The sequence below is a fragment of the Pseudomonas sp. yb_5 genome (genome assembly GCF_043103865.1).
Taxonomy (GTDB): Bacteria; Pseudomonadota; Gammaproteobacteria; order Pseudomonadales; family Pseudomonadaceae; genus Aquipseudomonas; species Aquipseudomonas putida_Y.
This window is the reverse complement of record NZ_JBICKE010000051.1, coordinates 69,823-94,740: the sequence shown is the minus strand read 5'-3', so window position 1 is coordinate 94,740 and position 24,918 is coordinate 69,823. Positions and strand designations below refer to the sequence as shown.

Annotated in this window: 26 protein-coding genes and 2 tRNA genes; 17 read left to right on the top strand and 11 right to left on the bottom strand. The window is 62.0% G+C overall.

Annotation, left to right across the window (positions count from 1 at the left end; all coding sequences use genetic code 11):
• Positions 1-3: 3 nt before the first annotated feature.
• Together ACF8GF_RS06710 and ACF8GF_RS06705 are read right to left on the bottom strand one after the other, a co-directional pair.
• Positions 4-1,158, bottom strand: coding sequence for a cysteine desulfurase family protein (locus tag ACF8GF_RS06710; protein ID WP_392488656.1), 1,155 nt, complete (start codon positions 1,156-1,158; stop codon positions 4-6).
• Positions 1,159-1,350: 192 nt separating this feature from the next.
• Complete coding sequence (locus ACF8GF_RS06705) at positions 1,351-2,277, bottom strand: LysR family transcriptional regulator (protein ID WP_176683856.1); 927 nt, start codon at positions 2,275-2,277, stop codon at positions 1,351-1,353.
• Between the two features lie 140 nt (positions 2,278-2,417).
• Here ACF8GF_RS06705 and ACF8GF_RS06700 point away from each other — a divergent pair, with 140 nt between their 5' ends.
• A complete protein-coding gene (locus tag ACF8GF_RS06700; protein WP_176683855.1) occupies positions 2,418-3,647 on the top strand; it encodes an acyl-CoA dehydrogenase in 1,230 nt (409 codons plus the stop codon).
• A 92-nt stretch (positions 3,648-3,739) separates the two neighbouring features.
• Here the strand turns inward: ACF8GF_RS06700 and ACF8GF_RS06695 are convergent, their stop codons facing one another.
• Entirely contained in the window at positions 3,740-4,804 is a 1,065-nt protein-coding gene (locus ACF8GF_RS06695) for a TerC family protein (protein ID WP_176683854.1), read from the bottom strand.
• Between the two features lie 321 nt (positions 4,805-5,125).
• Between ACF8GF_RS06695 and ahpC the strand changes: the two genes are divergently transcribed.
• The 3 genes from ahpC to ACF8GF_RS06680 all read left to right on the top strand — a co-directional run bounded on the left by ahpC (position 5,126) and on the right by ACF8GF_RS06680 (position 7,881).
• A complete protein-coding gene (gene ahpC / locus ACF8GF_RS06690) occupies positions 5,126-5,689 on the top strand; it encodes an alkyl hydroperoxide reductase subunit C (RefSeq protein ID WP_176683853.1) in 564 nt (187 codons plus the stop codon).
• A 124-nt stretch (positions 5,690-5,813) separates the two neighbouring features.
• The gene (ahpF, locus tag ACF8GF_RS06685; protein WP_176683852.1) at positions 5,814-7,376 is read left to right on the top strand and encodes an alkyl hydroperoxide reductase subunit F; all 1,563 of its coding nucleotides are present in this window, start codon (positions 5,814-5,816) and stop codon (positions 7,374-7,376) included.
• 316 nt (positions 7,377-7,692) lie between these two features.
• Positions 7,693-7,881, top strand: coding sequence for a hypothetical protein (locus ACF8GF_RS06680; RefSeq protein ID WP_021782791.1), 189 nt, complete (start codon positions 7,693-7,695; stop codon positions 7,879-7,881).
• Between the two features lie 4 nt (positions 7,882-7,885).
• On the opposite strand, the gene ACF8GF_RS06675 is transcribed toward ACF8GF_RS06680, so the two are convergent.
• The 3 genes from ACF8GF_RS06675 to nhaR form a co-directional block, all read right to left on the bottom strand.
• Positions 7,886-8,533 carry a YceH family protein gene (locus ACF8GF_RS06675; RefSeq protein WP_021782790.1) on the bottom strand — a complete coding sequence of 216 codons (648 nt, stop codon included), beginning with the start codon at positions 8,531-8,533 and terminating at the stop codon, positions 7,886-7,888.
• 88 nt (positions 8,534-8,621) lie between these two features.
• Positions 8,622-9,833: a serine/threonine transporter SstT gene (gene sstT, locus ACF8GF_RS06670; protein WP_392461821.1), complete on the bottom strand. Its 1,212-nt coding sequence runs from the start codon at positions 9,831-9,833 to the stop codon at positions 8,622-8,624.
• A gap of 97 nt (positions 9,834-9,930) precedes the next feature.
• Positions 9,931-10,824, bottom strand: a complete 894-nt coding sequence (gene nhaR, locus ACF8GF_RS06665) for a transcriptional activator NhaR (protein ID WP_176683850.1) — start codon at positions 10,822-10,824, stop codon at positions 9,931-9,933.
• A gap of 132 nt (positions 10,825-10,956) precedes the next feature.
• On the opposite strand from nhaR, the gene ACF8GF_RS06660 reads away from it, so the two are divergent.
• The gene (locus ACF8GF_RS06660) at positions 10,957-11,196 is read left to right on the top strand and encodes a hypothetical protein (RefSeq protein WP_176683849.1); all 240 of its coding nucleotides are present in this window, start codon (positions 10,957-10,959) and stop codon (positions 11,194-11,196) included.
• Between the two features lie 28 nt (positions 11,197-11,224).
• Positions 11,225-11,977, top strand: a complete 753-nt coding sequence (locus ACF8GF_RS06655) for a TerC family protein (RefSeq protein ID WP_003250551.1) — start codon at positions 11,225-11,227, stop codon at positions 11,975-11,977.
• A 131-nt stretch (positions 11,978-12,108) separates the two neighbouring features.
• Here ACF8GF_RS06655 and ACF8GF_RS06650 read toward each other — a convergent pair whose 3' ends face one another.
• A complete protein-coding gene (locus tag ACF8GF_RS06650) occupies positions 12,109-12,288 on the bottom strand; it encodes a hypothetical protein (protein WP_176683848.1) in 180 nt (59 codons plus the stop codon).
• 166 nt (positions 12,289-12,454) lie between these two features.
• On the opposite strand from ACF8GF_RS06650, the gene ACF8GF_RS06645 reads away from it, so the two are divergent.
• Entirely contained in the window at positions 12,455-13,189 is a 735-nt protein-coding gene (locus tag ACF8GF_RS06645; protein WP_176683984.1) for a peptidase C39 family protein, read from the top strand.
• Between the two features lie 89 nt (positions 13,190-13,278).
• Here the strand turns inward: ACF8GF_RS06645 and ACF8GF_RS06640 are convergent, their stop codons facing one another.
• Positions 13,279-14,562 carry an FAD-binding oxidoreductase gene (locus tag ACF8GF_RS06640; protein WP_003250557.1) on the bottom strand — a complete coding sequence of 428 codons (1,284 nt, stop codon included), beginning with the start codon at positions 14,560-14,562 and terminating at the stop codon, positions 13,279-13,281.
• A 203-nt stretch (positions 14,563-14,765) separates the two neighbouring features.
• Between ACF8GF_RS06640 and ACF8GF_RS06635 the strand changes: the two genes are divergently transcribed.
• The 4 genes from ACF8GF_RS06635 (at position 14,766) to ACF8GF_RS06620 (ending at position 16,369) form a co-directional block, all read left to right on the top strand.
• A tRNA-Val gene (locus tag ACF8GF_RS06635) sits at positions 14,766-14,842 on the top strand.
• A gap of 171 nt (positions 14,843-15,013) precedes the next feature.
• Positions 15,014-15,090, top strand: a tRNA-Val gene (locus ACF8GF_RS06630).
• A gap of 131 nt (positions 15,091-15,221) precedes the next feature.
• Complete coding sequence (locus tag ACF8GF_RS06625; protein ID WP_176683847.1) at positions 15,222-15,791, top strand: SPOR domain-containing protein; 570 nt, start codon at positions 15,222-15,224, stop codon at positions 15,789-15,791.
• Positions 15,792-15,943: 152 nt separating this feature from the next.
• Positions 15,944-16,369, top strand: a complete 426-nt coding sequence (locus ACF8GF_RS06620; protein ID WP_209965023.1) for a GTP pyrophosphokinase — start codon at positions 15,944-15,946, stop codon at positions 16,367-16,369.
• Positions 16,370-16,372: 3 nt separating this feature from the next.
• Here ACF8GF_RS06620 and ACF8GF_RS06615 read toward each other — a convergent pair whose 3' ends face one another.
• The 3 genes from ACF8GF_RS06615 to ACF8GF_RS06605 form a co-directional block, all read right to left on the bottom strand.
• Positions 16,373-17,065 (bottom strand): endonuclease I family protein, encoded by a 693-nt coding sequence (locus ACF8GF_RS06615; protein ID WP_339535281.1) that lies wholly within the window; start codon positions 17,063-17,065, stop codon positions 16,373-16,375.
• Positions 17,066-17,071: 6 nt separating this feature from the next.
• Positions 17,072-17,314, bottom strand: coding sequence for a DUF1654 domain-containing protein (locus tag ACF8GF_RS06610; RefSeq protein ID WP_004574330.1), 243 nt, complete (start codon positions 17,312-17,314; stop codon positions 17,072-17,074).
• A 215-nt stretch (positions 17,315-17,529) separates the two neighbouring features.
• On the bottom strand, positions 17,530-18,618 hold the full coding sequence (locus ACF8GF_RS06605) for an asparaginase (protein ID WP_339442857.1): 1,089 nt from the start codon (positions 18,616-18,618) through the stop codon (positions 17,530-17,532).
• Positions 18,619-19,019: 401 nt separating this feature from the next.
• Here ACF8GF_RS06605 and ACF8GF_RS06600 point away from each other — a divergent pair, with 401 nt between their 5' ends.
• Genes ACF8GF_RS06600 through rbsD form a run of 6 tightly spaced genes read left to right on the top strand, consistent with a single transcriptional unit; the run spans position 19,020 to position 24,891 of the window.
• Complete coding sequence (locus ACF8GF_RS06600; protein ID WP_176683843.1) at positions 19,020-19,979, top strand: sugar ABC transporter substrate-binding protein; 960 nt, start codon at positions 19,020-19,022, stop codon at positions 19,977-19,979.
• 20 nt (positions 19,980-19,999) lie between these two features.
• Positions 20,000-21,553, top strand: a complete 1,554-nt coding sequence (locus ACF8GF_RS06595; RefSeq protein WP_209965029.1) for a sugar ABC transporter ATP-binding protein — start codon at positions 20,000-20,002, stop codon at positions 21,551-21,553.
• Positions 21,550-22,545 (top strand): ABC transporter permease, encoded by a 996-nt coding sequence (locus tag ACF8GF_RS06590; protein ID WP_176683841.1) that lies wholly within the window; start codon positions 21,550-21,552, stop codon positions 22,543-22,545. Before ACF8GF_RS06595 ends, ACF8GF_RS06590 begins: the two co-directional genes overlap by 4 nt.
• 4 nt (positions 22,546-22,549) lie before the next feature.
• Positions 22,550-23,572 carry a LacI family DNA-binding transcriptional regulator gene (locus tag ACF8GF_RS06585; RefSeq protein WP_104962064.1) on the top strand — a complete coding sequence of 341 codons (1,023 nt, stop codon included), beginning with the start codon at positions 22,550-22,552 and terminating at the stop codon, positions 23,570-23,572.
• 15 nt (positions 23,573-23,587) lie between these two features.
• Complete coding sequence (rbsK, locus tag ACF8GF_RS06580; RefSeq protein ID WP_392488654.1) at positions 23,588-24,496, top strand: ribokinase; 909 nt, start codon at positions 23,588-23,590, stop codon at positions 24,494-24,496.
• Positions 24,493-24,891, top strand: a complete 399-nt coding sequence (gene rbsD, locus ACF8GF_RS06575; protein WP_176683839.1) for a D-ribose pyranase — start codon at positions 24,493-24,495, stop codon at positions 24,889-24,891. Before rbsK ends, rbsD begins: the two co-directional genes overlap by 4 nt.
• The last annotated feature ends 27 nt before the right edge of the window (positions 24,892-24,918 follow it).

Sequence of the window (24,918 nt, the reverse complement as noted above, 5' to 3'; positions counted from 1 at the left end):
TGGTCACCACAGTGCTGTCGATGCTGACGCCAGCACCCGGCCAAACACCTCGAGCGCCTTGTCCACGTCAGCCTCGGTGCTGAAACGGCCGATGCTCAAGCGCACACTGTTGCGTGCCTGGCGTTCATCCAGCCCCAGTGCCAGCAGCACATGCGAGGCAGCGTTGCTCGCCGAGTTGCAGGCCGAGGTGGTCGACAAGGCCAGTTCGCTGGCCAGCGCCGTGCTGTTGAAGCCTTTGCTGTCGATGCACAGGTTCAAGGTATGGGGAATACGTTGCTTGGCGCAGCCATTCAGGGTAACGCCGGGCATGGCCAGCAGGCCTGTGCGCAGGCGTCTTGCCAATTGCTCAAGGCGCTGGTACTCGCTGTCGCCGGGTTGGCCGGCCAAGGCAAAGGCGCTGCCCATGCCAGCGATCTGATGGGTCGCCAGGGTGCCGGAACGCAAGCCTTGCTCATGGCCGCCGCCGTGCATCTGGGCACGCATCAGCGCGCGGGCGCGTGGCCCTACATACAGCGCACCGATACCTTTGGGCCCGTAGACCTTGTGCGCCGAAAAAGACATCAGGTCCACGGCCATCTTATGCAGGTCGATAGCCAGTTTGCCCACAGCCTGCGCGGCATCCACGTGCAGCAGGGCACCGTGGGCACGCACCTGCTCGCCGATCGCGGCAAAGTCGGTGACCGTACCCAGTTCGTTGTTGACCGCCATCAGCGATACCAGGCGGGTGTCAGCGCGCAACGCTGCCTGTACGCTTGTAGGCTGGATCAGGCCGTCGGCATCCGCTGCCAGGCGCGTAACGGCCCAGCCCTGGCGTTCCAGTTCGGCCACGGTGTCAAGCACGGCCTTGTGTTCCAGCTGGCTGGTGATCAGGTGTCCGGGCTGGCCGATGCCTTGGGCAATACCCTTGAGCGCCAGGTTGTTGGACTCGGTTGCGCCCGAGGTCCACACCAGTTGCTCGGATTGCGCACCGACGCACTCGGCTACTTGCTGACGGGCCTGTTCCACGGTGTGACGTGCAGCTTGGCCGTAGGCGTGGCCGCTGGACGCCGGATTGCCGAAGTTGGCCTGGTTTCCCAGGCTGGCGAGCATGGTTTCGATGACCCGGTCGTCGACCGGGGTTGTGGCGGCGTAATCGAAGTAGAGTGGGGCGCTAGGCATTGGGGCGGGTCCGTGTCAGTGGCCGTGAAATCGTTAATCATTGACGTAAGCGTACCCGCCAGCAGCGAGATATTTTTCCCTTCCCTTGTTCGATTCTCGATTCTTGTAGAAAAAAAATCTCTACTGAATAAATTTATGGGAATTTTCTACTTTCTTTGGTGAGGAGCCATGAATGGCTCCGCACCAGCCTTTTCAGGCGGGCTCCAGCGCCTTCTCTTCCTCGGCCACCACGCGCTCGCACAATTCGGTGATCTGCTCGCGCATCCAGCGGTTGGCCGGGTCCTGGTCGGTGCTTTCATGCCAGTACAGGTGCGTTTCCAGTGCAGGCACCTCCACCGGCAGCGCCTGATAACGCAACTGATGGCGACGTGCGAAGCGCTCGGGAACCGTCATCGCCATGTCGGTCTGCTGCAACACCTGGGATGCCATGAGGTAGTGTTGCGAACGCAGAGCGACCTTGCGTTGAACCCCCATCTTGCCCAGCGCCAGGTCGACGTAACCCAGGCCGTTGCGCCGGCTGGAGATATGGATATGGGTCATGCCCAGGTAGCTGTCGAGGGTCAGCTTGCTGTCGGCCAGCGGGTGGCCCTGGCGCAGGGCGCAGACATAGCGGTCCTGCATCAGTTTGATGTGGCGCACCTGCGGATCGGTGTTCAGTGGCGCGTCGATGGCAAAGTCCAGGCGGCCGGCGGCGAGTTCCTTGGTGGTCTCGCGGCGCTTGCACAGGAAGCTCTCGATCATTACCGCCGGTGCCAGGCGGCGCAGGCGCTGGAACAGCGGCGGCAAGATGACCGCCTCGGTCAGGTCGGTCATGCTGATGCGGAAGGTCTTGTTGGCCTGCTGCGGGTTGAACGTGCGGCTTTCCTGCACCGAGGTCCGCAGCAGCGCCAGGGCGTTGCGCACCGGACCGATGATGTTCTGCGCCATGGGTGTGGGCACCATGCCTTGCGCGGTGCGCACGAACAGCGGGTCATTGAAGGTTTCGCGCAGGCGCGACAGGGCATTGGATACTGCCGGCTGGGTAATGCCGACGATCTGCCCGGCGCGGGTCAGGTTGGCTTCGGTGTAGATCGCATCGAACACGATGAACAGGTTGAGGTCGACCTTGGTGAGGTTCATGGGCGCCGCTCTTTGTTGGAATTATCGGTCGATCATATATCGGTTATGAATGTTTATACACGCGGAAAATAGACTAGGTGGATGGAGCAATGCTGCTCTAGGCTCTGCCCCAAGTACTCCGAACTGTGAAGGTAGCCCTGATGGATTTCGCCTATTCACCCAAGGTCCAGGCACTGCGTGAGCGTGTCACTGCGTTCATGGACGCCCATGTCTACCCTGCCGAAGCCGTGTTCGAGCGCCAGGTCGCCGAAGGTGACCGCTGGCAGCCCACTGCAATCATGGAGGAGCTCAAGGCCAAGGCCCGCGCCGAAGGGCTGTGGAACCTGTTCTTGCCAGAGTCGGAATACGGCGCCGGCCTGAGCAACCTGGAGTACGCACCGCTGGCAGAAATCATGGGCCGCTCGTTGCTCGGGCCGGAGCCGTTCAACTGCTCGGCGCCGGACACCGGCAACATGGAAGTGCTGGTGCGCTATGGCAGCGAGGCGCAGAAATGCCAGTGGCTGGAGCCGCTGCTGCGTGGCGAGATCCGCTCGGCGTTTGCCATGACCGAACCGGACGTGGCCTCCTCGGACGCCACCAACATGGCTGCTACCGCCATACGTGACGGTGACGAGTGGGTGATCAACGGCCGCAAGTGGTGGACTTCCGGCGCCTGCGACCCGCGCTGCAAGGTCATGATCTTCATGGGCCTGTCTGACCCTGAAGGGCCACGCCACCAGCAGCATTCCATGGTGCTGGTGCCGACCGACACGCCGGGCGTGAAGATCGTCCGCCCGCTGCCGGTGTTCGGTTATGACGATGCGCCCCATGGTCATGCCGAAGTCCTTTTCGAGAATGTGCGGGTGCCGTACGAAAACGTGATCCTTGGCGAAGGCCGCGGCTTCGAAATTGCCCAGGGCCGACTGGGCCCAGGCCGTATCCACCACTGCATGCGCTCGATCGGCATGGCCGAGCGCGCGCTGGAGCTGATGTGCAAGCGCTCGGTGGAGCGTACTGCCTTTGGTCGGCCACTGGCACGCTTGGGCGGCAACGTCGACAAGATCGCCGACTCGCGCATGGAAATCGACATGGCCCGGCTGCTGACGCTCAAAGCGGCCTACATGATGGACACCGTCGGCAACAAGGTGGCCCGTAGCGAGATCGCCCAGATCAAGGTGGTGGCGCCGAACGTGGCATTGAACGTGATCGACCGGGCTATCCAGATACATGGCGGGGCAGGGGTAAGCGGCGATTTCCCGCTGGCCTACATGTATGCCATGCAGCGCACCCTGCGCCTGGCTGACGGGCCGGATGAAGTGCACCGGGCGGCGATTGGCAAATACGAAATTGGCAAGTATGTGCCGGTGGAGATGTTGCGTAGCGGGCGGTGAACGCGTCAGCCTGCGCCGGCCCATTCGCGGGTGAACCCGCTCCTACACGGGCACCCAGCTTGCCCGCGACGTGGCCAGTGCAAGTGATTCACTCAGGCACCTAGTTGCGTGTCTTTTTCCCTCTTGGACGCGGGTTCTTGTCCAATGGCGTGGGGCTGGTGCCCATCCATACTGTCATCCTTTTTTTGCCCCCGCGTCTTGATCAACGAAATCACCACCCCACCCAGCAACAACCCGAATGTCACGCCCAACGACAGCAGCGCCGGCACCTTGCCCACCATGCCGTGGTAGAAAATCTTGCAGCCAATGAAGATCAACACCAGCGCCAGTGCGTACTTGAGGTAAACGAACCGGTGCATCAGCGCCGCCAGCGCGAAATACAGCGAGCGCAGGCCGAGGATGGCGAAGATGTTGGAGGTGTAGACGATGAACGGGTCCTGGGTGATGGCGAAGATCGCCGGCACGCTGTCGACGGCAAACACCAGGTCGGCCAGTTCGATCAGTACCAGCGCCAGAAACAGCGGGGTGGCATAACGCAGCGCCTTGCTGTGTCCGGGCGGGGTCTGGCGTACGAAGAAGTGCGAGCCATGGATCTGGTCGGTAACCCGCATGTGCCGCCGCACGAACTTGAGGATCGGGTTGTTGGCCAGGTCCGGGCGGCTGTCTTCCTTCGACAGCGCCATCTTCACCCCGGTAAACAGCAGGAAGGCACCGAAGATGTACAGCACCCAGGCAAAGTTCTGTACCAGCGCCGCGCCCACGCCGATCATGATGGCCCGCAGGAACACCACGCCCAGGATGCCCCAGAACAGCACGCGGTGCTGGTAGCGACGCGGGATGGCGAAGTAGCTGAAGATCATTGCCATGACGAACACGTTGTCCATCGACAGCGACTGTTCGACCAGGAAGCCGGTGTAGAACTCCAGCGCAGACTGCGCACCCAACTGGTACCAGACCCCCGCGCCGAACAGCACACCGACACTGAAATAGCCTGAATACAGCAGCAGGCTCTCGCGCATTTCAATTTCCCGGTCGTGGCGGTGCAGCACGCCCAGGTCGAGCACCAGCAAACCGATGACGATGGCCATGAACACCAGCCACAACCAGGCGCTGGTACCGAGGACAGGTGTTGTGAGGAATGCTTGCAGAGCTGTCATGAGCCCCTCCTTGAATGTCGACGTTGCATGGCAACAGTGATCCGACATGGCGGCTTGGCAGCCGTCAGAGGGGCCCGGTATCACATGAGCTTGAGCCTAGACCCGTTTGCCAGTGGTGCCGAATGGGTAGCTGTTACATTTCTTTGCCAGTGCAGCGCTCAAGCCCGCAATCCTTTGCTCAGCCCTTTCCCTTCTATTAAATAACTCCGGTTATAGCCAAAACCAATCGAAAGCATGAGCTTTGCCAATGAGCCTTCAGCGGGATGATTAGTTAGGATTCTATCCATCAACTGATTCCAACCCCATGAAGGAGCGTCTCTCATGCCAATCATCAACAGCCAGGTCAAACCCTTCAACGCCACCGCCTACCACAAAGGCGAGTTCGTTCAGGTCAGCGAAGCCGATCTGAAAGGCAAGTGGTCTGTCGTGTTCTTCTACCCGGCCGACTTCACCTTCGTTTGCCCGACCGAGCTGGGTGACCTTGCTGACAACTACGCCGAGTTCCAGAAGCTGGGCGTGGAAATTTACGGTGTTTCCACCGATACCCACTTCACTCACAAAGCCTGGCACGACACTTCCGACACCATCGGCAAGATCCAATACCCGCTGATCGGTGACCCGACTCACGTCATTTCGCGCAACTTCGACGTGCTGATCGAAGAAGCCGGCCTGGCCGACCGCGGTACCTTCGTGATCAACCCGGACGGCCAGATCAAGATCGTCGAGCTGAACGACGGTGGCGTAGGCCGTGATGCTGCCGAACTGCTGCGCAAGGTCAAGGCTGCCCAGTACGTTGCCGCTCACCCAGGCGAAGTGTGCCCGGCCAAGTGGAAAGAAGGCGAAGCCACTCTGGCGCCGTCGCTGGACCTCGTAGGCAAGATCTAAGGTCATGCCCACAGCGCGGGCGGTAAGCAGCCGCCAAAGCTGAAATACCTACCGCCCCGTCAAACGCCCGGGCGACCTTGCCTGGGCGTTTTTGTATCCGAGTTTTGAAAAAGGAATCGCCCGTATGTTGGACGCCACGCTTAAATCGCAACTGAAAACCTACCTGGAGCGGGTCACCCAGCCGATCGAGATCGTTGCCTCCCTCGACGACGGCGCGAAGTCCCGCGAATTGCACGACCTGCTGGTGGAAATTGCCGGCCTGTCGAACCTCATTACCTTCAGCGCGGACGGTACCGATGCCCGTCGCCCTTCGTTCTCGCTGAACCGCCCGGGTGCCGATATCAGCCTGCGCTTCGCCGGCATACCCATGGGCCACGAGTTCACCTCGTTGGTGCTGGCGCTGCTGCAAGTCGGCGGCCATCCGTCAAAGGCCAGTGCCGAAGTGATCGAGCAGATCCAGGCCCTGGAAGGCGAATTCAGCTTCGAAACCTACTTCTCGCTGTCGTGCCAGAACTGCCCGGACGTGGTCCAGGCGTTGAACCTGATGGCGGTACTCAACCCCAACGTGCGTCATGTGGCTATCGACGGTGCGCTGTTCCAGGACGAAGTGGAATCGCGCAAGATCATGGCGGTACCGAGTATCTACCTGAACGGTGAAGTGTTTGGTCAGGGCCGTATGGGCCTGGAAGAAATCATTGGCAAGATCGACACCAACGCCGGCGCCCGCCAGGCCGAGAAGATCAACGCCAAGGATGCCTTTGACGTGCTGGTTGTCGGCGGTGGCCCCGCTGGCGCCGCTGCTGCCATCTACGCTGCCCGCAAGGGCATCCGTACCGGTGTTGCTGCCGAGCGCTTCGGCGGCCAGGTGCTCGATACACTGGCCATCGAGAACTTCATCTCGGTGCAGGAAACCGAAGGACCGAAGCTGGCCACGGCGCTGGAAGAGCACGTCAAGCAGTACGACGTCGACATCATGAACCTGCAGCGCGGTGAAGCGCTGATTCCCGCTGCCGAGGGCGGTCTGCACGAAGTGCGTCTGGCGGGGGGCGCTTCGCTGAAGGCCAAGACTGTAATCCTGGCCACCGGCGCCCGCTGGCGCGAAATGAACGTGCCAGGTGAGCAGGAGTACCGCGGCCGCGGCGTGGCCTACTGCCCGCACTGTGACGGCCCGCTGTTCAAGGGTAAACGCGTGGCGGTGATTGGCGGCGGCAACTCGGGTGTGGAGGCGGCTATCGACCTGGCCGGTATCGTCGCCCAGGTGACGCTGATCGAGTTCGACAGCCAGCTGCGTGCCGATGCGGTGTTGCAACGCAAGCTGCACAGTCTGCCGAACGTTAACGTGATCACCAGCGCGCTGACCACCGAGGTGCTGGGCAATGGCGAGAAGGTGACCGGCCTGCGCTACAAGGACCGTACCACGGATGAACAGCACGAAGTGGCACTGGAAGGCATCTTCGTACAGATTGGCTTGCTGCCCAATACTGACTGGCTGAAGGGCACCGTCGAGCTGTCGCCGCGTGGCGAAATCATTGTCGACGCCAAGGGCCAGACCAGCATCCCGGGAGTGTTTGCCGCAGGTGACGTGACTACCGTGCCGTACAAGCAGATCGTCATTGCGGTGGGTGAGGGGGCCAAGGCATCGCTGGCGGCCTTTGACCACCTGATTCGGACTTCGGCACCGGCGTAAGCCTGTACCGGCCGCTTCGCCGCTAAAGCCGCTCTTGCAGGACTGCGCAGTGGTTGAAACTGTGAAGATCCCCGTAGGAGCGGTTTACCCGCGAAGAGGCCGGCCCTGCTGGCCAATTTCCACCCGCCGTTCACCGTTGCCGCCGCGACCGTATTCGCGGGTAAACCCGCTCCTACACAGATTGGTGGTGGACACACATCGGGAGTTGGACACAGACCGCTGTAGGAGCGGGTTCACCCGCGAAAGGGCCGGTACAAGCAAAGCATCAACCTGAAGGTGTCTATGCTTACACGTAAACCCCTCAGGAATCCCCCGCATGACCCTGATCAGCCGCGAACCCTGGTGGCTAGTCCCCCCGAAGCCCGGGGAGCAAGAGCAGGACCTGCACTGGGGCTACCTGGAAATCTACGCCGACGGTCGCGCTGTGTTCGTCGACCAGCGCCCCACTGACCGGGAGCTGGCCGAGCGCAAGAGCTGCCGCAATTTCCCCGACCCCGAGCCGTGACGGCTCAGCCTTCCAGCTCGGCCAGGCGCGCTTCCAGCGCCGCAATGCGGGCTTCGAGGGCTTCGATGCGGTCTTCTGACACACTGCCGCCACTGTTGCGAGCGCCGCCTTCCTGTTGGCGTGCAGCGAGAATCGCCTCGATTTCCGCCGGGTCGCCCAAGGCATGGGTGTAGCGGTCTTCACGCTGGCCGGCCTGACGTGGCAGGTGCAAAGCCAGGTCCCGCGAGATCAGGCGCTCCAGCTGATGCTGGATCTGCTCGGTGTCGTCAAAGTCGTGCAGGCGGTTGCTACGGGTCAGCAGTTCGTTGAGGGTTTGCGGGCCCCGCAGGAACATCAGGCCCATCAGCACCAACTGTGCTGGCACCAACTCCAGTGCCTTGTCTACCCGATGTTCCCAGCGGTCGGCACGGCTGCCCATCTGCAGGCGGGTCATGCCCTGACCTTCGAGGGCGCGCAGCGCCTGGCCGACCTGGCCTTGGGTGAGGTTCATCACCGGCTCGCGGCTGGTCTTCTGGTTGCAGGCCAGGACCAGGGCATTGAGGGTCAGCGGGTAGCTTTCCGGGCTGGTGGCCTGCTTTTCGATCAGCGAGCCGAGAACGCGGATTTCGATGCTGTTGAAGCGGCCTTCACCTGCGGTTTCGTGTTCTGACATGGCCCTGTCTCGTGGCTGGGGAAAGGCCACTAGGGTAGGTAATGCCACCGCGTAAGGCAATTGGGGCCGCAATGCGGCCCCGGCGCGCTTAGCCGTTACGCTGCTCTTCAGCCTGACACGCCGCTGCAGTGAACAGCACATCGGTCGAAGAATTCAGCGCCGTTTCGGCCGAATCCTGTAACACGCCAATGATGAAGCCCACCGCCACTACTTGCATGGCTATTTCGCTTGGGATGCCAAACAGGCTGCACGCCAGCGGAATCAGCAGCAGCGACCCCCCGGCCACGCCCGAGGCGCCGCAGGCGCACACTGCCGCCACCACGCTGAGCAGCACGGCAGTGGGCAGGTCCACCTGGATACCCAGGGTATGCACTGCGGCCAGGGTCAGCACGGTAATGGTGGTTGCCGCACCGGCCATGTTGATGGTCGCGCCCAGCGGGATCGACACCGAGTAAGTGTCTTTATGCAGGCCAAGGCGTTCCGACAATGCCAGGTTGACCGGGATGTTGGCGGCCGAGCTGCGGGTGAAGAACGCAGTAATGCCGCTTTCACGCAGGCACAGCAGTGTCAGTGGGTAGGGGTTGCGGCGGATCTTCCAGAACACGATCAGCGGGTTCATCACCAGTGCCACGAACAGCATGCAGCCGATCAGTACCGCCAGCAGGTGCAGGTAGCCGAGCAGGGCGTCCAGGCCCGACTGTGCCAGGGTGGAGCTGACCAGGCCAAAGATACCCAGCGGGGCGAAGCGGATGACCATGCGCACGATCAGGGTGACGCCATTGGACAGGTCTGCGACCACGGTTCGGGTGGTTTCACCGGCATGGCGCAGGGCCACGCCCAAGCCGATGGCCCAGGTCAGCACGCCGATGAAGTTGGCATTGAGCAGGGCATTGACCGGGTTGTCTACCGCACTCAGCAACAGGTTCTGCATCACCTCGGCGATGCCGCCTGGCGCGCTCAGCGTGGCTTCGCTGGCGCTTAGCGCCAGGTGCGAGGGGAACAGCATGCTGGCAACCACGGCCACCACTGCAGCGGCAAAGGTGCCCAGCAGGTACAGCCAGAGGATCGGGCGAATGTGGACTTCCTGGCCGTGACGATGGTTGGCGACCGAAGCCATGACCAGGATGAACACCAGCACGGGCGCAACCGCCTTCAGGGCACTGACGAACACCTTGCCAAGAAAGGCCAGGTCACGGGCGATGGCAGGTGCCAGCAGGGCGAGGGCGATACCGGCGAGCAGGCCGATGACGATCTGGGTCACCAGGCTGGTGCGGTTGAGGAGGCGGAGAAAAGGGGTCATGTGCAGCGGTATCTCGGAATCTGGAAAGGGCGGACTTTACCATAGAGCACCTATAGCGCATGCCGGCCCGTGCTCGTAGTCAATCAGGCTTTTACGGCTACCAGTGAAACAATTCCCGCCGCGCCCCTTCGGTAATCGCCACGATCCCAGGGTGCTTGACCTTGCGCTCCACCGAAATGGCGTAGAACGACTCGTGCACGGCCTCGGTCTGCCCGATCAGTTGCACGCCGTACTGACGGCACACCTCCTCGGCGATTACGCTGGGAGCAACGAAAATGCCGCTGCCCGACTGCCCGAACGCTTGCATCAAGGCACTGTCATCGAATTCCCCCACGATCCGTGGCTGCACCTGCTGCTCGCCCAGCCACCGCAGCAGCCGGCTGCGTACCACGGTCTCCTGACCGGGAACAAGCAGTGGAGCATCCTGCAGACAAGCTGGAAAAGGACCGTCCAGCCGTTGTACCAGCGCCGGGGTGGCGAAGAAGCTCAGCCCGCACTCGCCCAGCTTCTGGCTGTAGCACTTGATGTCCAGGTGGTTAGGCATGGGGCTGTCGGAAATCACCAGGTCCAGGCGCTGGATGGCCAGGTCTGCCAGTAACCGCTCAAGTTTGTCTTCGCGGCAGTTGATGCGCAGCACCTCCTCCAGGTCCATGGTCGGTGCCAGCAGGCGGTAGACAATGGATTTTGGCACTACGTCAGCCACCCCCACACGGAACAGGATCTGCTCCTGCGGGCCGGCGCGCAGCATGGCCTCAAGCTCGCTGCCGATCTGAAACATCTGCTCTGCGTACACCAGGGTCTGGCGGCCGGTTTCGGTCAGTTCCAGCTGCCGGCCGGCGCGCTGGAACAGTTCCAGGCCGTAGGTTTGCTCGAACAAGGTGATCTGCCCGCTGATGGTTTGCGGTGTGAGGTTCAGCTGTTGGCTGGCGCGGGTGATGCTGCCCGTCTTGGCCACGGCCCAGAAGTAATGCAGCTGGCGATAGTTAAGCACCGTCGGTCGTTCCGATTCGTAAAAACCGAAGTATATGCCATGAAAATACGAATTTTCCTGAACTATTGCCGTCTCTAGAATGCACGGCTATCAGGCGCCATGCGCCGCCGGGTTATTTTAAGCGAGGACACCATGCTGCAATTCAAATCCATTGGCACCCCGTTGGTGCTGGCTTTGGCCCTGTTCACCCTGGCAGGCTGCGACCAGGCCGAGAAATCCGCACAGCAGATGCTCGATCAGGCGGCGCAGTCGGCCAAGCAGGCTATCGACGACACCAACAAGGCTGCCCAGCAGGCGCTGAGCGAAGCCATCGGCAGCGAAGGGCAGAAGCCCAAGGATGCCGAGAAGAAAGAAGAAACCCAGGAAATCTGACCCCAACCGCCGCTGCAGGATTTGAACAATGGAATATTTGCTGGAACTCGCCGCTAGCCCTACCGCCTGGGTTGCCCTGGCTACGCTGGTGGCCATGGAAGTTGTACTGGGCATCGACAACCTGATCTTCATCTCGATCCTGACCAACAAACTGCCGGTGGAGTACCGCTCCAAGGCGCGACGTATCGGGATCAGCATGGCCTTGGTCATGCGACTGGCCTTGCTCAGCACCGTGGCCTGGATCGTCCAGTTGACCGACCCAGTGTTCGAAGTGTTCGGCAACGCCTTCTCGTGGAAGGATGTGATCCTGATTGCCGGTGGTCTGTTCCTGCTGTGGAAGGCGACCAAGGAAATTCACGAAAACGTCGACCCGCATGGCGCCAAGGAGGAAGCCAAAGTCTCCTCCACGGTTACCCTGGGCTTTGCTGCGGCGATCTTCCAGATCCTGTTGCTGGACATCGTTTTCTCGGTAGACAGCATCATCACCGCCGTGGGCATGACCGAGCATCTGCCCATCATGATTATCGCCGTTATCACGGCTGTGATCGTGATGATGGTGGCAGCCGACCCGCTGGCCAATTTCATCAACGACAACCCGACCGTGGTGATGCTGGCGCTGGGCTTCCTCATCATGATCGGCATGACGCTGATCGCCGAGGGCTTTGGCGCCCATGTACCCAAGGGCTATGTGTATGCGGCCATGGCGTTCTCGACGGCTATCGAGGTCCTCAACATTCTGGCCCGCCGGGCGCGTCTGAAGCGTGAGGCGGCTGAAGGCTGATGCAAAAAAGGGGCGCTTTGCGCCCCCATTCGTGAACAAGCCCGCTTTCACAGGTACTTCGAGCCGCGCTGGCATCGCGAAATACCTGTGCAGCGGGCTTGTCTGCGAGTGGGCTTCAGGAAATCCTGAGGTCAGTTCACCCCCGCATGCCGCCGCGCCCGTCTTACCGGCTGTGGCCTGGGCGGGGCCTGCGGTGGCAAGTGGTGATGGTGTGCGTGACGCCGCACGATACGCAGTACACCCCACAGCATGGCGGCTGCGACGCTCAGCCACATGCCTACCAGCATGAGAATTGCCATGGTCAGGCTCATCTGTGCCTCCATCTCTACGGCAAGCGCTTGATTGGCCCGCGTTTACCTTCCAGACACTGCTTTAGTCTAGCCCTTCGCCTGTGACGTTCCATCGAACAATGGTCAATCTCTAGTGCCGATTCGCTCCAAGGCGCTGTCGGACTATACCCGCGCCGCTGTCGGACCTATGATCGGTGGCCAGAGCCGGGCGCTGCCTGCCTGGCGTTGGAACAAGCGAGTGCCCATGGAGCAACATTCCTTCAAGGCTGCCCCCCGGCGGCTACTGGCTGCCTGTCTGCTGGCTGCCACCCTGGCCGGCTGTGCCAGCGCACCGCCCGGCAATCTCAAAGGCTTGCCGCAGCGAGTCGAGATCAGCAGCGTGCCGTTCTACCGTGGCAACGCCAACCACAGCGGGGCCATGGCGCTGGCGGCAGTGCTGTCGCAGCAGGGGGCGCCTATTACGCCAGGGTTGTTGGATAAACCGCTGAACCTGCCTCAGGGGGCCGAAACGCTGGATACCGCTATTCCCCGTGTGGCGCGGGACTACGGTAGGGTGGTGTACCCGCTGGACAAGCAGCTGGACGCGCTGCTGACCCAGGTGGCGGCGGGCAACCCGGTGCTGCTGCGTTACGAGGAAGGTTCGGCCTGGTGGAGCGGGCCCCGCTATGCAGTGTTGATGGGTTATGACCGTTACAAGCAGCGGGTGCTGCTGCGTTCGGGCATGCACCGGCGGCAGGTGCTGGCATTCGATGAGTTTGCATCGGCGTGGGAGAAGCAGGGGAGTTGGGCGGTGCTGGTGCAGCCACCTCGGCAACTGCCGGCCCAGGTTGATCGCCAGCGCTGGTTGCGTGCTGCGGATGAATTGGCCAAGGCGGGGCAAGAGAGTGCGGCGAAGCAGGCTGTGAATAGCCTGAACAAATAGCGTTGCCTGTGCCTGCCCTTCGCAGGTAAGCCCGCGCCCACACGGACTGTGCAAGCAGCACAAATCCTGTGGGCGCGGGCCTGCCTGAATCAGAAGCCCAGGCGATCGCGCAGGCTGTAGTACCAGGCACCGATGGCGCTGAAGGGGACGCGCAGCATCTGGCCACCCGGGAACGGGTAGTGCGGCAGGCCGGCAAAGGCGTCGAAACGCTCTGCCTGGCCGCGCAGGGCCTCGGCCAGTACCTTGCCCGCCAGGTGGGTATAGGTCACGCCGTGGCCCGAGCAACCCTGCGAGTAGTAGATGTTGTCGCCGATCCGTCCAACCTGTGGCAGGCGCGACAGGGTCAGCAGGAAGTTACCGGTCCAGGCGTAGTCGATCTTCACGTTCTTCAGCTGCGGGAAGGCCTTGAGCATTTTCGGGCGGATGATCGCCTCGATGTTGGCCGGGTCACGCGCGCCGTACACCACGCCGCCACCGAAAATCAGGCGCTTGTCGCTGGTCAGGCGATAGTAGTCGAGCAGGTAGTTGCAATCCTCGACGCAGTAGTCCTGCGGCAGCAGGGTGCGTGCCAGTTCTTCGCCCAGTGGCTCGGTGGTGATTACCTGCGTGCCGCATGGCATGGACTTGGCGGCCAGCTCGGGTACCAGGTTGCCCAGGTAGGCGTTGCCGGCAACGATGATGAACTTGGCGCGGACCTTGCCCTGCGGGGTATGCACCACTGGGTTGGCACCACGTTCGATGCGCACGGCCGGGGTTTGTTCATAGATGATGCCACCCAGCGACTCGACCGCAGCAGCTTCGCCCAGGGCCAGGTTCAGCGGGTGGATGTGGCCGCCGCTCATGTCGAGCATGCCGCCGATGTAGCTGTCGCAGGCAACCACTTCGCGGATGCGCTTCTGGTCCATCAGCTCCAGCTGATTATGGCCAAAGCGTTCCCACAGGCGCTTTTGCGATTCCAGGTGGCCCATCTGCTTGCTGGTAAGGGCGGCGAATACGCCACCATCTTTCAGGTCGCACTGAATGTTGTACTTGGCCACGCGCTCACGAATGATGCGCCCGCCCTCGAAGGCCATGTGGCCCAGCAGTTGTGCCTGCTTGGGGCCAACGGTGCGTTCGATGACATCAATGTCGCGGCTGTAGCTGTTGACGATCTGGCCGCCGTTGCGGCCCGATGCGCCAAAGCCGACCTTGGCCGCTTCGACGATGCTTACCTTGAAACCGTTCTCCAGAAGGAACAGGGCGCTGGACAGGCCGGTGTAGCCGGCACCGATGATGCACACATCGGTTTCCACCTCACCCTGCAGCGCCGGACGTGGCGGCACCGGGTTGGCCGAGGCGGCGTAGTAGGACTGGGGGTAGGGGGTGTTAGCCATGCTGCAGGAACCTCGTGTTTTATATTTTTAACGAATGTACCGATGCTATCAATAATAATAAACACCCGCTAGTCGTCTGGTGAAAATCCTTTACGGGATACCCTCCAGCCCGCCTTTATATAAAGAGTTTAAGATTCAGTAGGTTAGCGCGAAAAAAAGTGTTGACAGGGTTTTTGTAATGCGTAGAATGCGCACCACACGACAGGCACATAGCTCAGTTGGTTAGAGCACCACCTTGACATGGTGGGGGTCGTTGGTTCGAGTCCAATTGTGCCTACCAAATCGAAAAAGGGGTGATCCGAAAGGGTCACCCCTTTTTTCATTGTCCATTGCCATGTGGGTCGAAAACCGCGGTATGGGCACGAAGCACTTGCATGCGAAAGTTTTTGATTTTTCTCAAAAAAAAGCTTTACAGGTGCGTATCGGATCACTAATATGCGCACCACACGACAGGCACATAGCTCAGTTGGTTAGAGCACCACCTTGACATGGTGGGGGTCGTTGGTTCGAGTCCAATTGTGCCTACCAAATCGAAAAAGGGCGATCAGAAATGATCGCCCTTTTTGCATTTGCGCCCGAAGCAGCGTGTAACGTTTGGTCGCGGTTCGGGCATACCCCGGCGTGCTAGAATCCGCCCCTTCGAATCTGGAGGTACACGCGTGCGCAAACTGGCTGTGGTAATGGCAGTGCTCGCCCTGGCGGGCTGTGAGAACGAGGTCGAAGGCGTGCACAAGCAGGTGGCCGAACACCTGAACAACCCCAAGACCGCCAAGTTCGGCAACGTGCGGATCGACACCCAGGGCACCATCTGCGGTCAGGTCCGCGGCAAGGACGATGCCGGGCAGTACGAAGCCTACCGCAGTTATGTGGCGATCAAGCGCGACGGCCAGTACGACATCATCGTTGACGATACCGGCAATAACCTGCGTATCCGCGAGCTTTGCGGCGGCGCCGACCTGCAGCGGCGTGCCGAGGCCCTGGCAGACCAGCCGGCGCCCCAGGGTTGGGATGTGGAAGTGGTGCAGGGCGCCAACATGGGTGCCCTCAGCGACATGACGGCGCGCCTGATCGAAAAGGGCATCCCGTCTTCGGTCGAGTACCGCGACGGCAAGCCAGTGGTGCTGCTGGGGCCGTTCCCCACCCGCGAAGAGGCGCAAGCGCGCAGGGACGAAGTGATGGCCAAGCTGGGTACCGATTCGGTGGTCATCCAGCACGGCGCATCACGCTAGGGTCTGTTTTCAACGCAGCATGAACAAGTATCAAGGCTTTTCCTGCAGAGTCTAAGCCTGGGCGGAGGCGGCGCAGCAAAGGCTTGTGTCAGGCGCCGTTCACACAAGTTTGGCTATGCTTGGGTGGGTAGCGGCCAAACGGGGAGGACCTCATGTCTACACTGGAGCGTGCCATTGCCGTGGCCGCCAGGGCGCATGAAGGGCAATACGATAAGGGTGGGGCGGCTTATATCCTCCACCCGTTACGCGTGATGATGCGGGTTACCACACCTGAACAGCGGATTGTGGCGGTGCTTCACGATGTGATCGAAGACACCCCGCTGACCCTGTCTGACCTGGCGCGCGAGGGCTTCGCGCTGAAAATCCTGGCCGCGTTGCTGGCGCTTAGCCGCCGCGAGGGCGAGCCTTACCAGGATTTCGTGGTGCGCCTGGGTGATGACCCGTTGGCGCGCACCGTCAAGCTGGCCGATCTGGCCGACAACAGTGACCTCTCGCGCATCCCCTGCCCGGGCCCCGCCGACCTGGCGCGGCTGGCCCGTTACCGGGAGGCCAGCGCCTATTTACAAGCGCTGGCTTAAGGGTCAACCGCACGCCTTGAGGTTGACCGGCCCCACGAATGCGTTTCCCCGCCCCATCACGCAGGCGACCTGTTGGTTGCGTTGCCGCTCCCAGGCTTGCGGCGGGTAGGTCTTGTTCCAGGCTTCGAACAGCTGGCGGTCCTGTTTGGACAGGCGCAGGTTGTACTGCTTGCTCATGTAGAAGTAGGTGCGGGCGATCATGCCGCGGATCGATGGGCGCGGCATCACTTTCCTGGCCTTGAAATCGACCTGGGTCAGGCAGCGGCCATACTGGCCACGTTGCTCCGGCAGCCAGCCGAAACTGAAGTTGCTGCGGTCGCCGTTGACCTCACCGATGCTTGGCACCAGGTTGTGCAGGTCGGCTTCGGCGCGCTGGTACACTTCGTCATGCTGCGAGCACTGCTTGCGCCCGCCACTCTGCCAGCATTGGCGCTGATGGCCGATCTGCCAGGCGGGTACGATGTGTTCCCATTCGATGCGCGAGGCGCGCCGGGCATTCTTGCGCGGGGTATAGCCGCAGGACGCCAAGTCGACCTTGTTGCCCTTGTATTTGCACCCGCAATAGAACTCGGTCGATTGCGGTGCATAGAGCTTCCAGGCGACCTTCTTGGCCTCCTGGAAGGTACGCGGGGCGTCGGCCTGGGCAAGTGGCGTGGTCAGTAACAGGCAAGCGGCTGCGAAAAGCGAAACTCTCATGCGCAGTCAGTCTTCCTTTGGTACGGTCCAGAAAATCTGCACGCCGCCATCGTCGCGGTGGGCGAGGGTGACGTTGTCGTTCTCGGCGATCTCCTGAAGCAGAGTTTCCCAGTCATCCGGGCTTTCCTGTTCCAGGCGGAAGATCAGCGCCGCGCGGCTGCGCTGGGCGGTTGGGCTGTTGATGATCTTCTGGATGCGTACACCCAGCTGTTCATAGCTGCTCGGGGTGGCGGAGGCGGTGCTGGACACAGGAATTCCCTTGTTTTTGCTGTATGCACGTACAGTATTTCACTGTAAGTAATTTCGCAACTGCTTGTCAGGAGAAATCCAGGGTTGGCCTGTAAACCATGAGGCCGGTCAGAAAGGTAAGCGATGTCGCCGGTTTGTACCCTCAGTATCTGTGCGGTTCAGGAGAGGGCAGTGAGGCCCTCAGAGCCGGAGAGCCGGCTCTGAGGGAGGAGCACTCAGTACTCCCAGAAGATGCGCTGCAGCTCCTTGCTGTCCTGGGTCTTGGTCATTGCCACCATCGCCAGGATCCGCGCCTTCTGCGGGTTCAGGTCGTGAGCCACGACCCAGTCGTTCTTGTCATCCGGCTGTTCGGCGTTACGCAGTACGAAACCACCCTGGTTGACATGCGACGAGCGGATGATCTGCACGCCGTTCTTGCGCAGTTCCTGCAGCGCCGGGACAACTCGCGACGATACCGAACCGTTGCCGGTACCGGCATGGATCAGCGCCTTGGCGCCGTTCTGTGCCAGGGCCTTGTAGGCGGTGTCGGTGACGTTGCCATAGCCATAGGCAATGTCCACCTGTGGCAGGCTGCTGATCTGCTTGATATCGAACTCGGAATTGACCGTATGGCGCTTGGCCGGCAGGCGGAACCAGTACGATTTGCCTTCCACTACCATGCCCATCGGGCCCCAGGTGCTCTTGAAGGCTTCAGTCTTGATGTTGACCGTCTTGCTCACGTCGCGGCCGGACTGGATCTCGTCGTTCATGGTCACCAGCACGCCCTTGCCGCGCGACTGCTTGTCGCTGGCTACGGCCACGGCGTTGTACAGGTTGAGCATGCCGTCGGCGGACATGGCGGTACCCGGGCGCATCGAGCCGACCACCACGATTGGCTTGTCGGTCTTCTCTACCAGGTTGAGGAAGTAGGCGGTTTCTTCGAGAGTGTCGGTGCCGTGGGTGATGACGATACCGTCGACGTCCTTGCTTTCGGCCAGCTCGGCGACGCGCTTGCCCAGTTTCAGCAGGTCGTCATTGCTGATGCTCTCGGAGGCGATCTGCATGACTTGTTCGCCGCGTACGTTGGCGATGTCGGCCAGTTCCGGCACGCCGGCGATGAGCTTGTCGACGCCCAGCTTGGCAGCCTGGTAAGTGGCGCTGTTGGCAGCGCTGGCGCCGGCGCCGGCAATGGTGCCGCCGGTGGCGAGGATGACCACGTTGGCCAGCTTCTGTTGGGTTTCGGCTTCTTTGGCCGAGGCACTGGTTGGCAGGATCAGCAGCAGGGCGAGTGCGCTGGGGGCGAAGGTTTTCAGTGCGGCATTCATCGTTATTGTTCTCGCTTCCTAGTGAGTTAGTTATTGAGTCGCGCGGGGCTACAGGCATTTTTCGTACCAAGGCGCCACGTGCGCCAGGGTCGGGACGGCCGTGCGTTGCAATGGGCTGTGTAGCAGCCCCGCCAATGCGCGGTGTTGCACCGGGTCGGGGGCGCCGCGCGACGCATTCGTGACGCGAGACCGCACCTGAAAAAAGGGGGGGCTGCATTCGCAATTCCGAACAAAAAAAGGTAAAGGTGTTCGGTTTTTCGGAAAATCTGCATAATCGGTCCCAGCAGCACTCTGGCCTCCGATAGCCAAACGGATTTGACAAACAACGGTCCTGTTACCATAGTTGGTCAACGCAAACGTTTGCGATCCGATAAAAAACACAAGATTCGGAGTCATCGTCCATGAAGCTGCCGTTCCCCGGTCGTCTGCTGGCCTTCGCTGTCATTTCCTCGCTTAGCCTCGTCTTGCCATTGTCTGCTGCTCACGCCGAAGACAAGCCCAAGGTCGCCCTTGTCATGAAGTCGCTGGCCAACGAGTTCTTCCGCACCATGGAAGACGGCGCCAAGGATTACCAGAAAACCCACGCCGACGAGTTCGACCTGATCGCCAACGGCATCAAGAACGAAACCGACACTGGCGAGCAGATCCGCATCGTCGAGCAGATGGTCAATGCCGGCGCCAAGGCCCTGGTCATTGCGCCGGCTGACTCGAAGGCACTTGTGTCGGCGGTGAAGAAGGCCATGGACCAGGGCGTGGTGGTGATCAATATCGACAATCGTCTTGACCCTGATCTGCTCAAGAGCAAAGGCATCAGCGTTCCCTTCGTCGGCCCCGACAACCGCAAGGGCGCGCGTCTGGTTGGCGATTACCTGGCCAGCCAGAAACTCAAGGCCGGCGACCAGGTGGGTATTATCGAAGGGGTGCCGACCACCACCAATGCCCAGCAGCGCACCGCCGGCTTCAAGGACGCCATGAATGCCGCGCAGATGAACATCGTCTCGGTACAAAGCGGCAATTGGGAGATCGACAAAGGCAACGCCGTCGCTGCCTCCATGCTCAACGAATACCCCGACCTGAAGGCCTTGCTGGCTGGCAACGACAGCATGGCGCTGGGCGCTGTGTCCGCCGTGCGTGCCGCTGGCAAGACAGGCCAGGTGCAAGTGGTGGGCTATGACAACATCAATGCCATCAAGCCAATGCTTGCAGACGGTCGCGTGCTTGCCACCCTCGACCAGGCCGCCAGCCAGCAGGCGGTGTACGGCATTCAGGCGGCGCTGAAAATGGTCAAGGGCGAAAAACCTGATGTGGATGCCGACAACGTCATCCAGACCCCGGTCGAACTCATCACCAAGAAGCCCTGATGCTGCCAGGAGAATCGGCCATGCCTGCATCGGCCAATGAAGTGGTGCTTGCCGCCAGCGGCCTGGGCAAGACCTATGCCCAGCCCGTGCTCGGCGAGGTCAGCCTGAACCTGCGCGCCGGTGAAGTGCTGGCCCTGACCGGCGAGAACGGCGCTGGCAAGAGCACGTTGTCCAAGCTCATCAGTGGCCTGGAGGTGCCCACCACCGGGCACATGACCTACCGCGGCCAGGCCTACGCGCCCGGCAGTCGCGGCGAGGCCGAACGCCTTGGGGTGCGCATGGTCATGCAGGAGTTGAACCTGCTGCCGACGCTGACCGTGGCGGAAAACCTGTTTCTCGACAACCTGCCCAGCCGTTTCGGCTGGATCAGCCACAAGCGCCTGCGCCAACTGGCAATGGCCGCCATGGCCCGGGTCGGGCTCGACGCCATCGACCCGGACACCCCTGTCGGCGAACTGGGCATCGGCCATCAGCAAATGGTCGAGATTGCCCGCAACCTGATCGGTGACTGCCATGTACTGATCCTGGACGAGCCCACAGCCATGCTCACTGCGCGCGAGGTGGAGTTGCTGTTCACCCAGATCGAGCGCCTGCGTGCGCGTGGCGTGGCCATTGTTTATATCTCGCATCGCCTGGAAGAGTTGCAGCGCGTGGCGCAACGCATCGTTGTGCTACGCGATGGCAAGCTGGTGTGCGACGAGCCGATCCAGCGCTACAGCAGCGCCGAACTGGTCAACCTGATGGTCGGCCGCGAGCTGGGCGAGCATATCGACCTGGGCCGGCGGCAGATGGGGGCACCGCTGCTCAAGGTCGACAAGTTGTGCCGCGGCGACAAAGTGCGCGAGGTGTCGTTCGAAGTCAGGGCAGGGGAGATTTTTGGCATCTCCGGCCTGATCGGCGCCGGTCGTACCGAGCTGCTGCGCCTGATCTACGGTGCCGATCGCGCGGACAGCGGCGGTATCGCGCTGGGCCAGCCGCCGCAGGCGGTAAACATCGACTCGCCCAAGGCTGCAGTGCGGGCCGGTATCGCGCTGATAACCGAAGACCGCAAGGGCGAGGGCCTGCTGTTGACGCAGTCGATCAGCGCCAACATTGCGTTGGGCAACCTGGGCGCGGTATCGCGCGCCGGTGTGCTCGATGGCGAGGCGGAAAAGGCCTTGGCCGAACGCCAGATCCAGGCCATGCGCATTCGCAGTGCTGGCGCGCAGCAAGTGGTGGGTGAGCTGTCTGGCGGTAACCAGCAGAAGGTGGTGATTGGCCGCTGGCTGGAGCGCGATTGCCAGGTGCTGCTGTTCGACGAACCCACGCGTGGCATCGATGTGGGCGCCAAGTTCGACATCTATGGCCTGTTGGCCGAGCTGGCGCGTCAAGGCAAGGCCTTGGTGGTGGTGTCCAGTGACCTGCGCGAACTGATGCTGATTTGCGATCGCATCGCCGTGCTGTCCGCCGGCCGCCTGATCGACACCTTCGCGCGTGATCATTGGAGCCAGGACCAGTTGCTTGCCGCCGCCTTCGCCGGTTATCAGAAACGTGACGCGCTGCTGCATGATGCAGCCCCCAGGATGGATGCATGAAAACCACCCCGCTAAACAACCCGGGCGCCGCCCCCGTGCGCCGCAGCGGTACGTACTTTGGCCTGGGCACCTACCTGGGCCTGGCTGGCGCCTTGCTGGCGATGATTGTGCTGTTCTCGTTCCTCAGCAGCCACTTCTGGTCGTATGGCACCTTCAGCACGCTGGCCAACCAGATCCCGGACCTGATGGTGCTGGCGGTGGGCATGACCTTCGTGCTGATCATCGGCGGCATCGACCTGTCGGTGGGTTCGGTGCTGGCGCTGGCCGCCTCGACGGTGAGCGTGGCGATACTCGGCTGGGGCTGGGGCGTGCTGCCCTCGGCGCTGCTGGGCATGGCCGTGGCCGCGCTGGCCGGCAGCATTACCGGTAGCGTCACCGTGGCCTGGCGCATCCCGTCGTTCATCGTTTCGCTTGGTGTGCTGGAGATGGCCCGTGGCCTGGCCTACCAGTTCACCGACTCGCGCACCGCCTATATCGGCGATGCCTATGCCTGGTTCTCCAACCCGGTCGCCTTTGGTGTTTCGCCAGCGTTCATCATCGCCTTGTTGGTGATCGTGCTCGCCCAGTTGGTCCTGACGCGCACGGTATTCGGTCGTTACCTGATCGGTATCGGCACCAATGAAGAGGCCGTGCGCCTGGCCGGTATCGATCCGCGCCCCTACAAAGTGCTGGTGTTCGCCCTGATGGGCCTGCTCGCCGGCCTGGCCGCGCTGTTCCAGATCTCGCGGCTGGAAGCGGCCGACCCCAATGCCGGCTCTGGCCTGGAGCTGCAGGTCATTGCCGCCGTCGTGATCGGCGGCACCAGCCTGATGGGTGGGCGTGGCTCGGTCATCAGCACCTTCTTTGGCGTACTGATCATTTCCGTATTGGCCGCCGGGCTGGCGCAGATCGGCGCCAGCGAGCCGACCAAACGTATCATCACCGGGGCGGTGATCGTCATCGCCGTGGTGCTCGACACTTACCGTAGCCGGCGCGCGGGCCGGCGGAACTGACAACATGGCAACCATCAAAGACGTCGCGGCACTGGCGGGTATTTCTTATACCACTGTGTCCCATGTACTCAACAAGACCCGTCCGGTCAGCGAGCAGGTGCGGCTGAAAGTGGAAGCCGCCATCATCGAACTGGATTACGTGCCCAGTGCGGTGGCGCGCTCGCTGAAGGCGCGCAGCACGGCCACCATCGGGCTGTTGGTGCCCAACAGCGTCAACCCGTACTTTGCCGAGCTGGCGCGGGGTATCGAAGACGCCTGCGAGCGCAACGGCTATTGCGTGATTCTGTGCAACTCCGACGACAACCCGCAGAAGCAGCGCAGCTACCTGCGCGTGCTGCTGGAAAAACGCATCGACGGGCTGGTAGTGGCCTCGGTGGGCCAGGACGACGACCTGCTGCAAAGCCTGGCCAGTGTGCGCACGCCAATGGTCATCGTCGACCGTGAGCTGGAAGGCGTCGATGCCGACCTGGTGCGTATTGACCACGAGCAGGGGGCGTACCTGGCCACCCGGCATTTGCTGGAACTTGGCCATCGCGACGTCGCCTATATCGGCGGTCCCGCCGAAACCGGGGTTACCCAGCTGCGCCTGAGCGGCTTCCGCCGTGCCATGGCCGAAGCGGGAGCGCCTGTGCCGGGCAGCCGTGTACTGCACTGCGACTTCACCAGCCCGGGTGGCCATGCGGCGGCGGCGCAGGTGCTGGAAGGCAAGCGGCCCTCGGCGATTTTTGCCGGCAACGACATGATCGGCTTTGGTGTGCTGCGGGCTGCAGCCGAACGCAATATCAGCGTACCCGGCGAGCTGTCGGTGATCGGCTTCGACGACATCGAGCTCAGCCGCTACGTGTACCCGCCACTGACCACGGTGGGCCAGTCGATCCGCGAGCTGGGCGAAAGCGCTGCCTCGTTGCTGCTGACGCGTATCGCTACGCCCCGGCAAGGCGCAGCGGAGCAGCGCATTGTCGCCCCGCGTATCGTCTTGCGTGAGTCCACCGGGCCGCGCCCGGACCTGTTCAATGATTACCGCTAACGCTAAGGAAACGTCATGAATGCCAAGGTTGTGGTGGTCGGCAGCCTCAATATGGACCTGGTGGCTCGCGCCCAGCGCCTGCCTCGGGCCGGCGAAACACTCCCCGGCGATAGCTTTTTCACGGTACCGGGCGGCAAGGGTGCCAACCAGGCCGTGGCGGCTGCGCGGCTGGGCGGCAGCGTGGCGATGATCGGCAATGTTGGGGATGATGATTACGGTCGGCAACTGCACCGGGCCTTGTATGTCGAGGGGATCGACTGTCAGGGCGTCAGCACCTGCCCAGGTGTGTCCAGCGGTGTGGCGCTGATCACGGTGGATGCTGCCAGCCAGAACTGTATTGTCATCATTCCCGGCGCCAACGGCCTGCTGACGCCGCAGTCGGTGCGGCGCTTCGATGCGTTACTGCAGGCTGCCGAGGTAATCATCTGCCAGTTGGAAGTGCCAGCCAGCACCGTGGCCTGGACACTGGCCAGAGGGCACGAACTGGGCAAGCAGGTGATCCTGAACCCAGCACCCGCTACCGGCCCCTTGCCAGCGGAGTGGTTTGCGCATATCGATTACCTTACCCCTAACGAAAGCGAGGCCGAAGCCTTGACCGGTGTGGCGGTGACCGACCAGGACAGTGCCCGGCGCGCAGGCGAGCGCTTGCTGCAGCTGGGGGCAGGCAAAGTGATCATCACCTTGGGTGCGCAAGGTGCCTTGCTGGTCGCTGGCCAAGGCCATCAGCACTATCCGGCGCCGCACGTGCAACCGCTGGACACCACCGCTGCCGGCGATACCTTCATTGGTGGCTTTGCTGCCGGCCTGGTACGTGGGCTGGGGGAGGGTGAGGCGATCATCTTTGGCCAGCGTGCCGCAGCATTGTCGGTTACCCGTGCCGGTGCCCAACCGTCCATTCCCTACCTGGCGGAGCTGACGCCATGAAGAAAACCCCACTGTTGAACGTTGCCCTGTCACGGGTCATTGCCGGCATGGGGCATGGCGATATCCTGGTGATCGGCGATGCCGGGCTGCCGGTGCCGCCGGGGGTGGAACTTATCGACCTGGCCATTACGCCTGGCCTGCCGGACTTCGCCAGCGTGCTGCGGGTGGTGCTGAGCGAATTGCAGGTTGAGCGGCACGTGCTGGCTGAAGAAATGCAGAAAGTGGTGCCACCCGCGCTGGTCGAAATCGAGCGACTGAAGGGCAAGCTGGGCAAGCGCGAATGGCTGGCCCATGAGGATTTCAAAGTGCTGTCGCGCAGTGCCCGTGCGGTGGTGCGTACAGGCGAGTGCCAGCCCTACAGCAACATTGCCCTCATCTCCGGCGTCACCTTCTAGCCGCTTCCACAGAGGACGCCGGGCTGT

Excerpts from the sequence above, each read along its gene's own strand:
- ACF8GF_RS06660 (WP_176683849.1), top strand. The coding sequence starts at position 10,957 with ATGCTGCAATTCAAATCCATTGGCACCCCGTTGGTGCTGGCTTTGGCC.
- ACF8GF_RS06650 (WP_176683848.1), bottom strand. The coding sequence starts at position 12,288 with ATGAGCCTGACCATGGCAATTCTCATGCTGGTAGGCATGTGGCTGAGC.
- ACF8GF_RS06640 (WP_003250557.1), bottom strand. The coding sequence starts at position 14,562 with ATGGCTAACACCCCCTACCCCCAGTCCTACTACGCCGCCTCGGCCAAC.
- ACF8GF_RS06675 (WP_021782790.1), bottom strand. The coding sequence starts at position 8,533 with ATGTCAGAACACGAAACCGCAGGTGAAGGCCGCTTCAACAGCATCGAA.
- ACF8GF_RS06620 (WP_209965023.1), top strand. The coding sequence starts at position 15,944 with ATGTCTACACTGGAGCGTGCCATTGCCGTGGCCGCCAGGGCGCATGAA.
- ACF8GF_RS06605 (WP_339442857.1), bottom strand. The coding sequence starts at position 18,618 with ATGAATGCCGCACTGAAAACCTTCGCCCCCAGCGCACTCGCCCTGCTG.
- ACF8GF_RS06705 (WP_176683856.1), bottom strand. The coding sequence starts at position 2,277 with ATGAACCTCACCAAGGTCGACCTCAACCTGTTCATCGTGTTCGATGCG.
- ACF8GF_RS06595 (WP_209965029.1), top strand. The coding sequence starts at position 20,000 with ATGCCTGCATCGGCCAATGAAGTGGTGCTTGCCGCCAGCGGCCTGGGC.
- ACF8GF_RS06655 (WP_003250551.1), top strand. The coding sequence starts at position 11,225 with ATGGAATATTTGCTGGAACTCGCCGCTAGCCCTACCGCCTGGGTTGCC.
- ACF8GF_RS06645 (WP_176683984.1), top strand. The coding sequence starts at position 12,455 with ATGATCGGTGGCCAGAGCCGGGCGCTGCCTGCCTGGCGTTGGAACAAG.
- ahpC (WP_176683853.1), top strand. The coding sequence starts at position 5,126 with ATGCCAATCATCAACAGCCAGGTCAAACCCTTCAACGCCACCGCCTAC.
- ACF8GF_RS06585 (WP_104962064.1), top strand. The coding sequence starts at position 22,550 with ATGGCAACCATCAAAGACGTCGCGGCACTGGCGGGTATTTCTTATACC.
- ACF8GF_RS06680 (WP_021782791.1), top strand. The coding sequence starts at position 7,693 with ATGACCCTGATCAGCCGCGAACCCTGGTGGCTAGTCCCCCCGAAGCCC.
- ACF8GF_RS06590 (WP_176683841.1), top strand. The coding sequence starts at position 21,550 with ATGAAAACCACCCCGCTAAACAACCCGGGCGCCGCCCCCGTGCGCCGC.
- rbsD (WP_176683839.1), top strand. The coding sequence starts at position 24,493 with ATGAAGAAAACCCCACTGTTGAACGTTGCCCTGTCACGGGTCATTGCC.
- rbsK (WP_392488654.1), top strand. The coding sequence starts at position 23,588 with ATGAATGCCAAGGTTGTGGTGGTCGGCAGCCTCAATATGGACCTGGTG.
- ACF8GF_RS06695 (WP_176683854.1), bottom strand. The coding sequence starts at position 4,804 with ATGACAGCTCTGCAAGCATTCCTCACAACACCTGTCCTCGGTACCAGC.
- ACF8GF_RS06700 (WP_176683855.1), top strand. The coding sequence starts at position 2,418 with ATGGATTTCGCCTATTCACCCAAGGTCCAGGCACTGCGTGAGCGTGTC.
- sstT (WP_392461821.1), bottom strand. The coding sequence starts at position 9,833 with ATGACCCCTTTTCTCCGCCTCCTCAACCGCACCAGCCTGGTGACCCAG.
- ACF8GF_RS06600 (WP_176683843.1), top strand. The coding sequence starts at position 19,020 with ATGAAGCTGCCGTTCCCCGGTCGTCTGCTGGCCTTCGCTGTCATTTCC.
- ahpF (WP_176683852.1), top strand. The coding sequence starts at position 5,814 with ATGTTGGACGCCACGCTTAAATCGCAACTGAAAACCTACCTGGAGCGG.
- ACF8GF_RS06615 (WP_339535281.1), bottom strand. The coding sequence starts at position 17,065 with ATGAGAGTTTCGCTTTTCGCAGCCGCTTGCCTGTTACTGACCACGCCA.
- ACF8GF_RS06710 (WP_392488656.1), bottom strand. The coding sequence starts at position 1,158 with ATGCCTAGCGCCCCACTCTACTTCGATTACGCCGCCACAACCCCGGTC.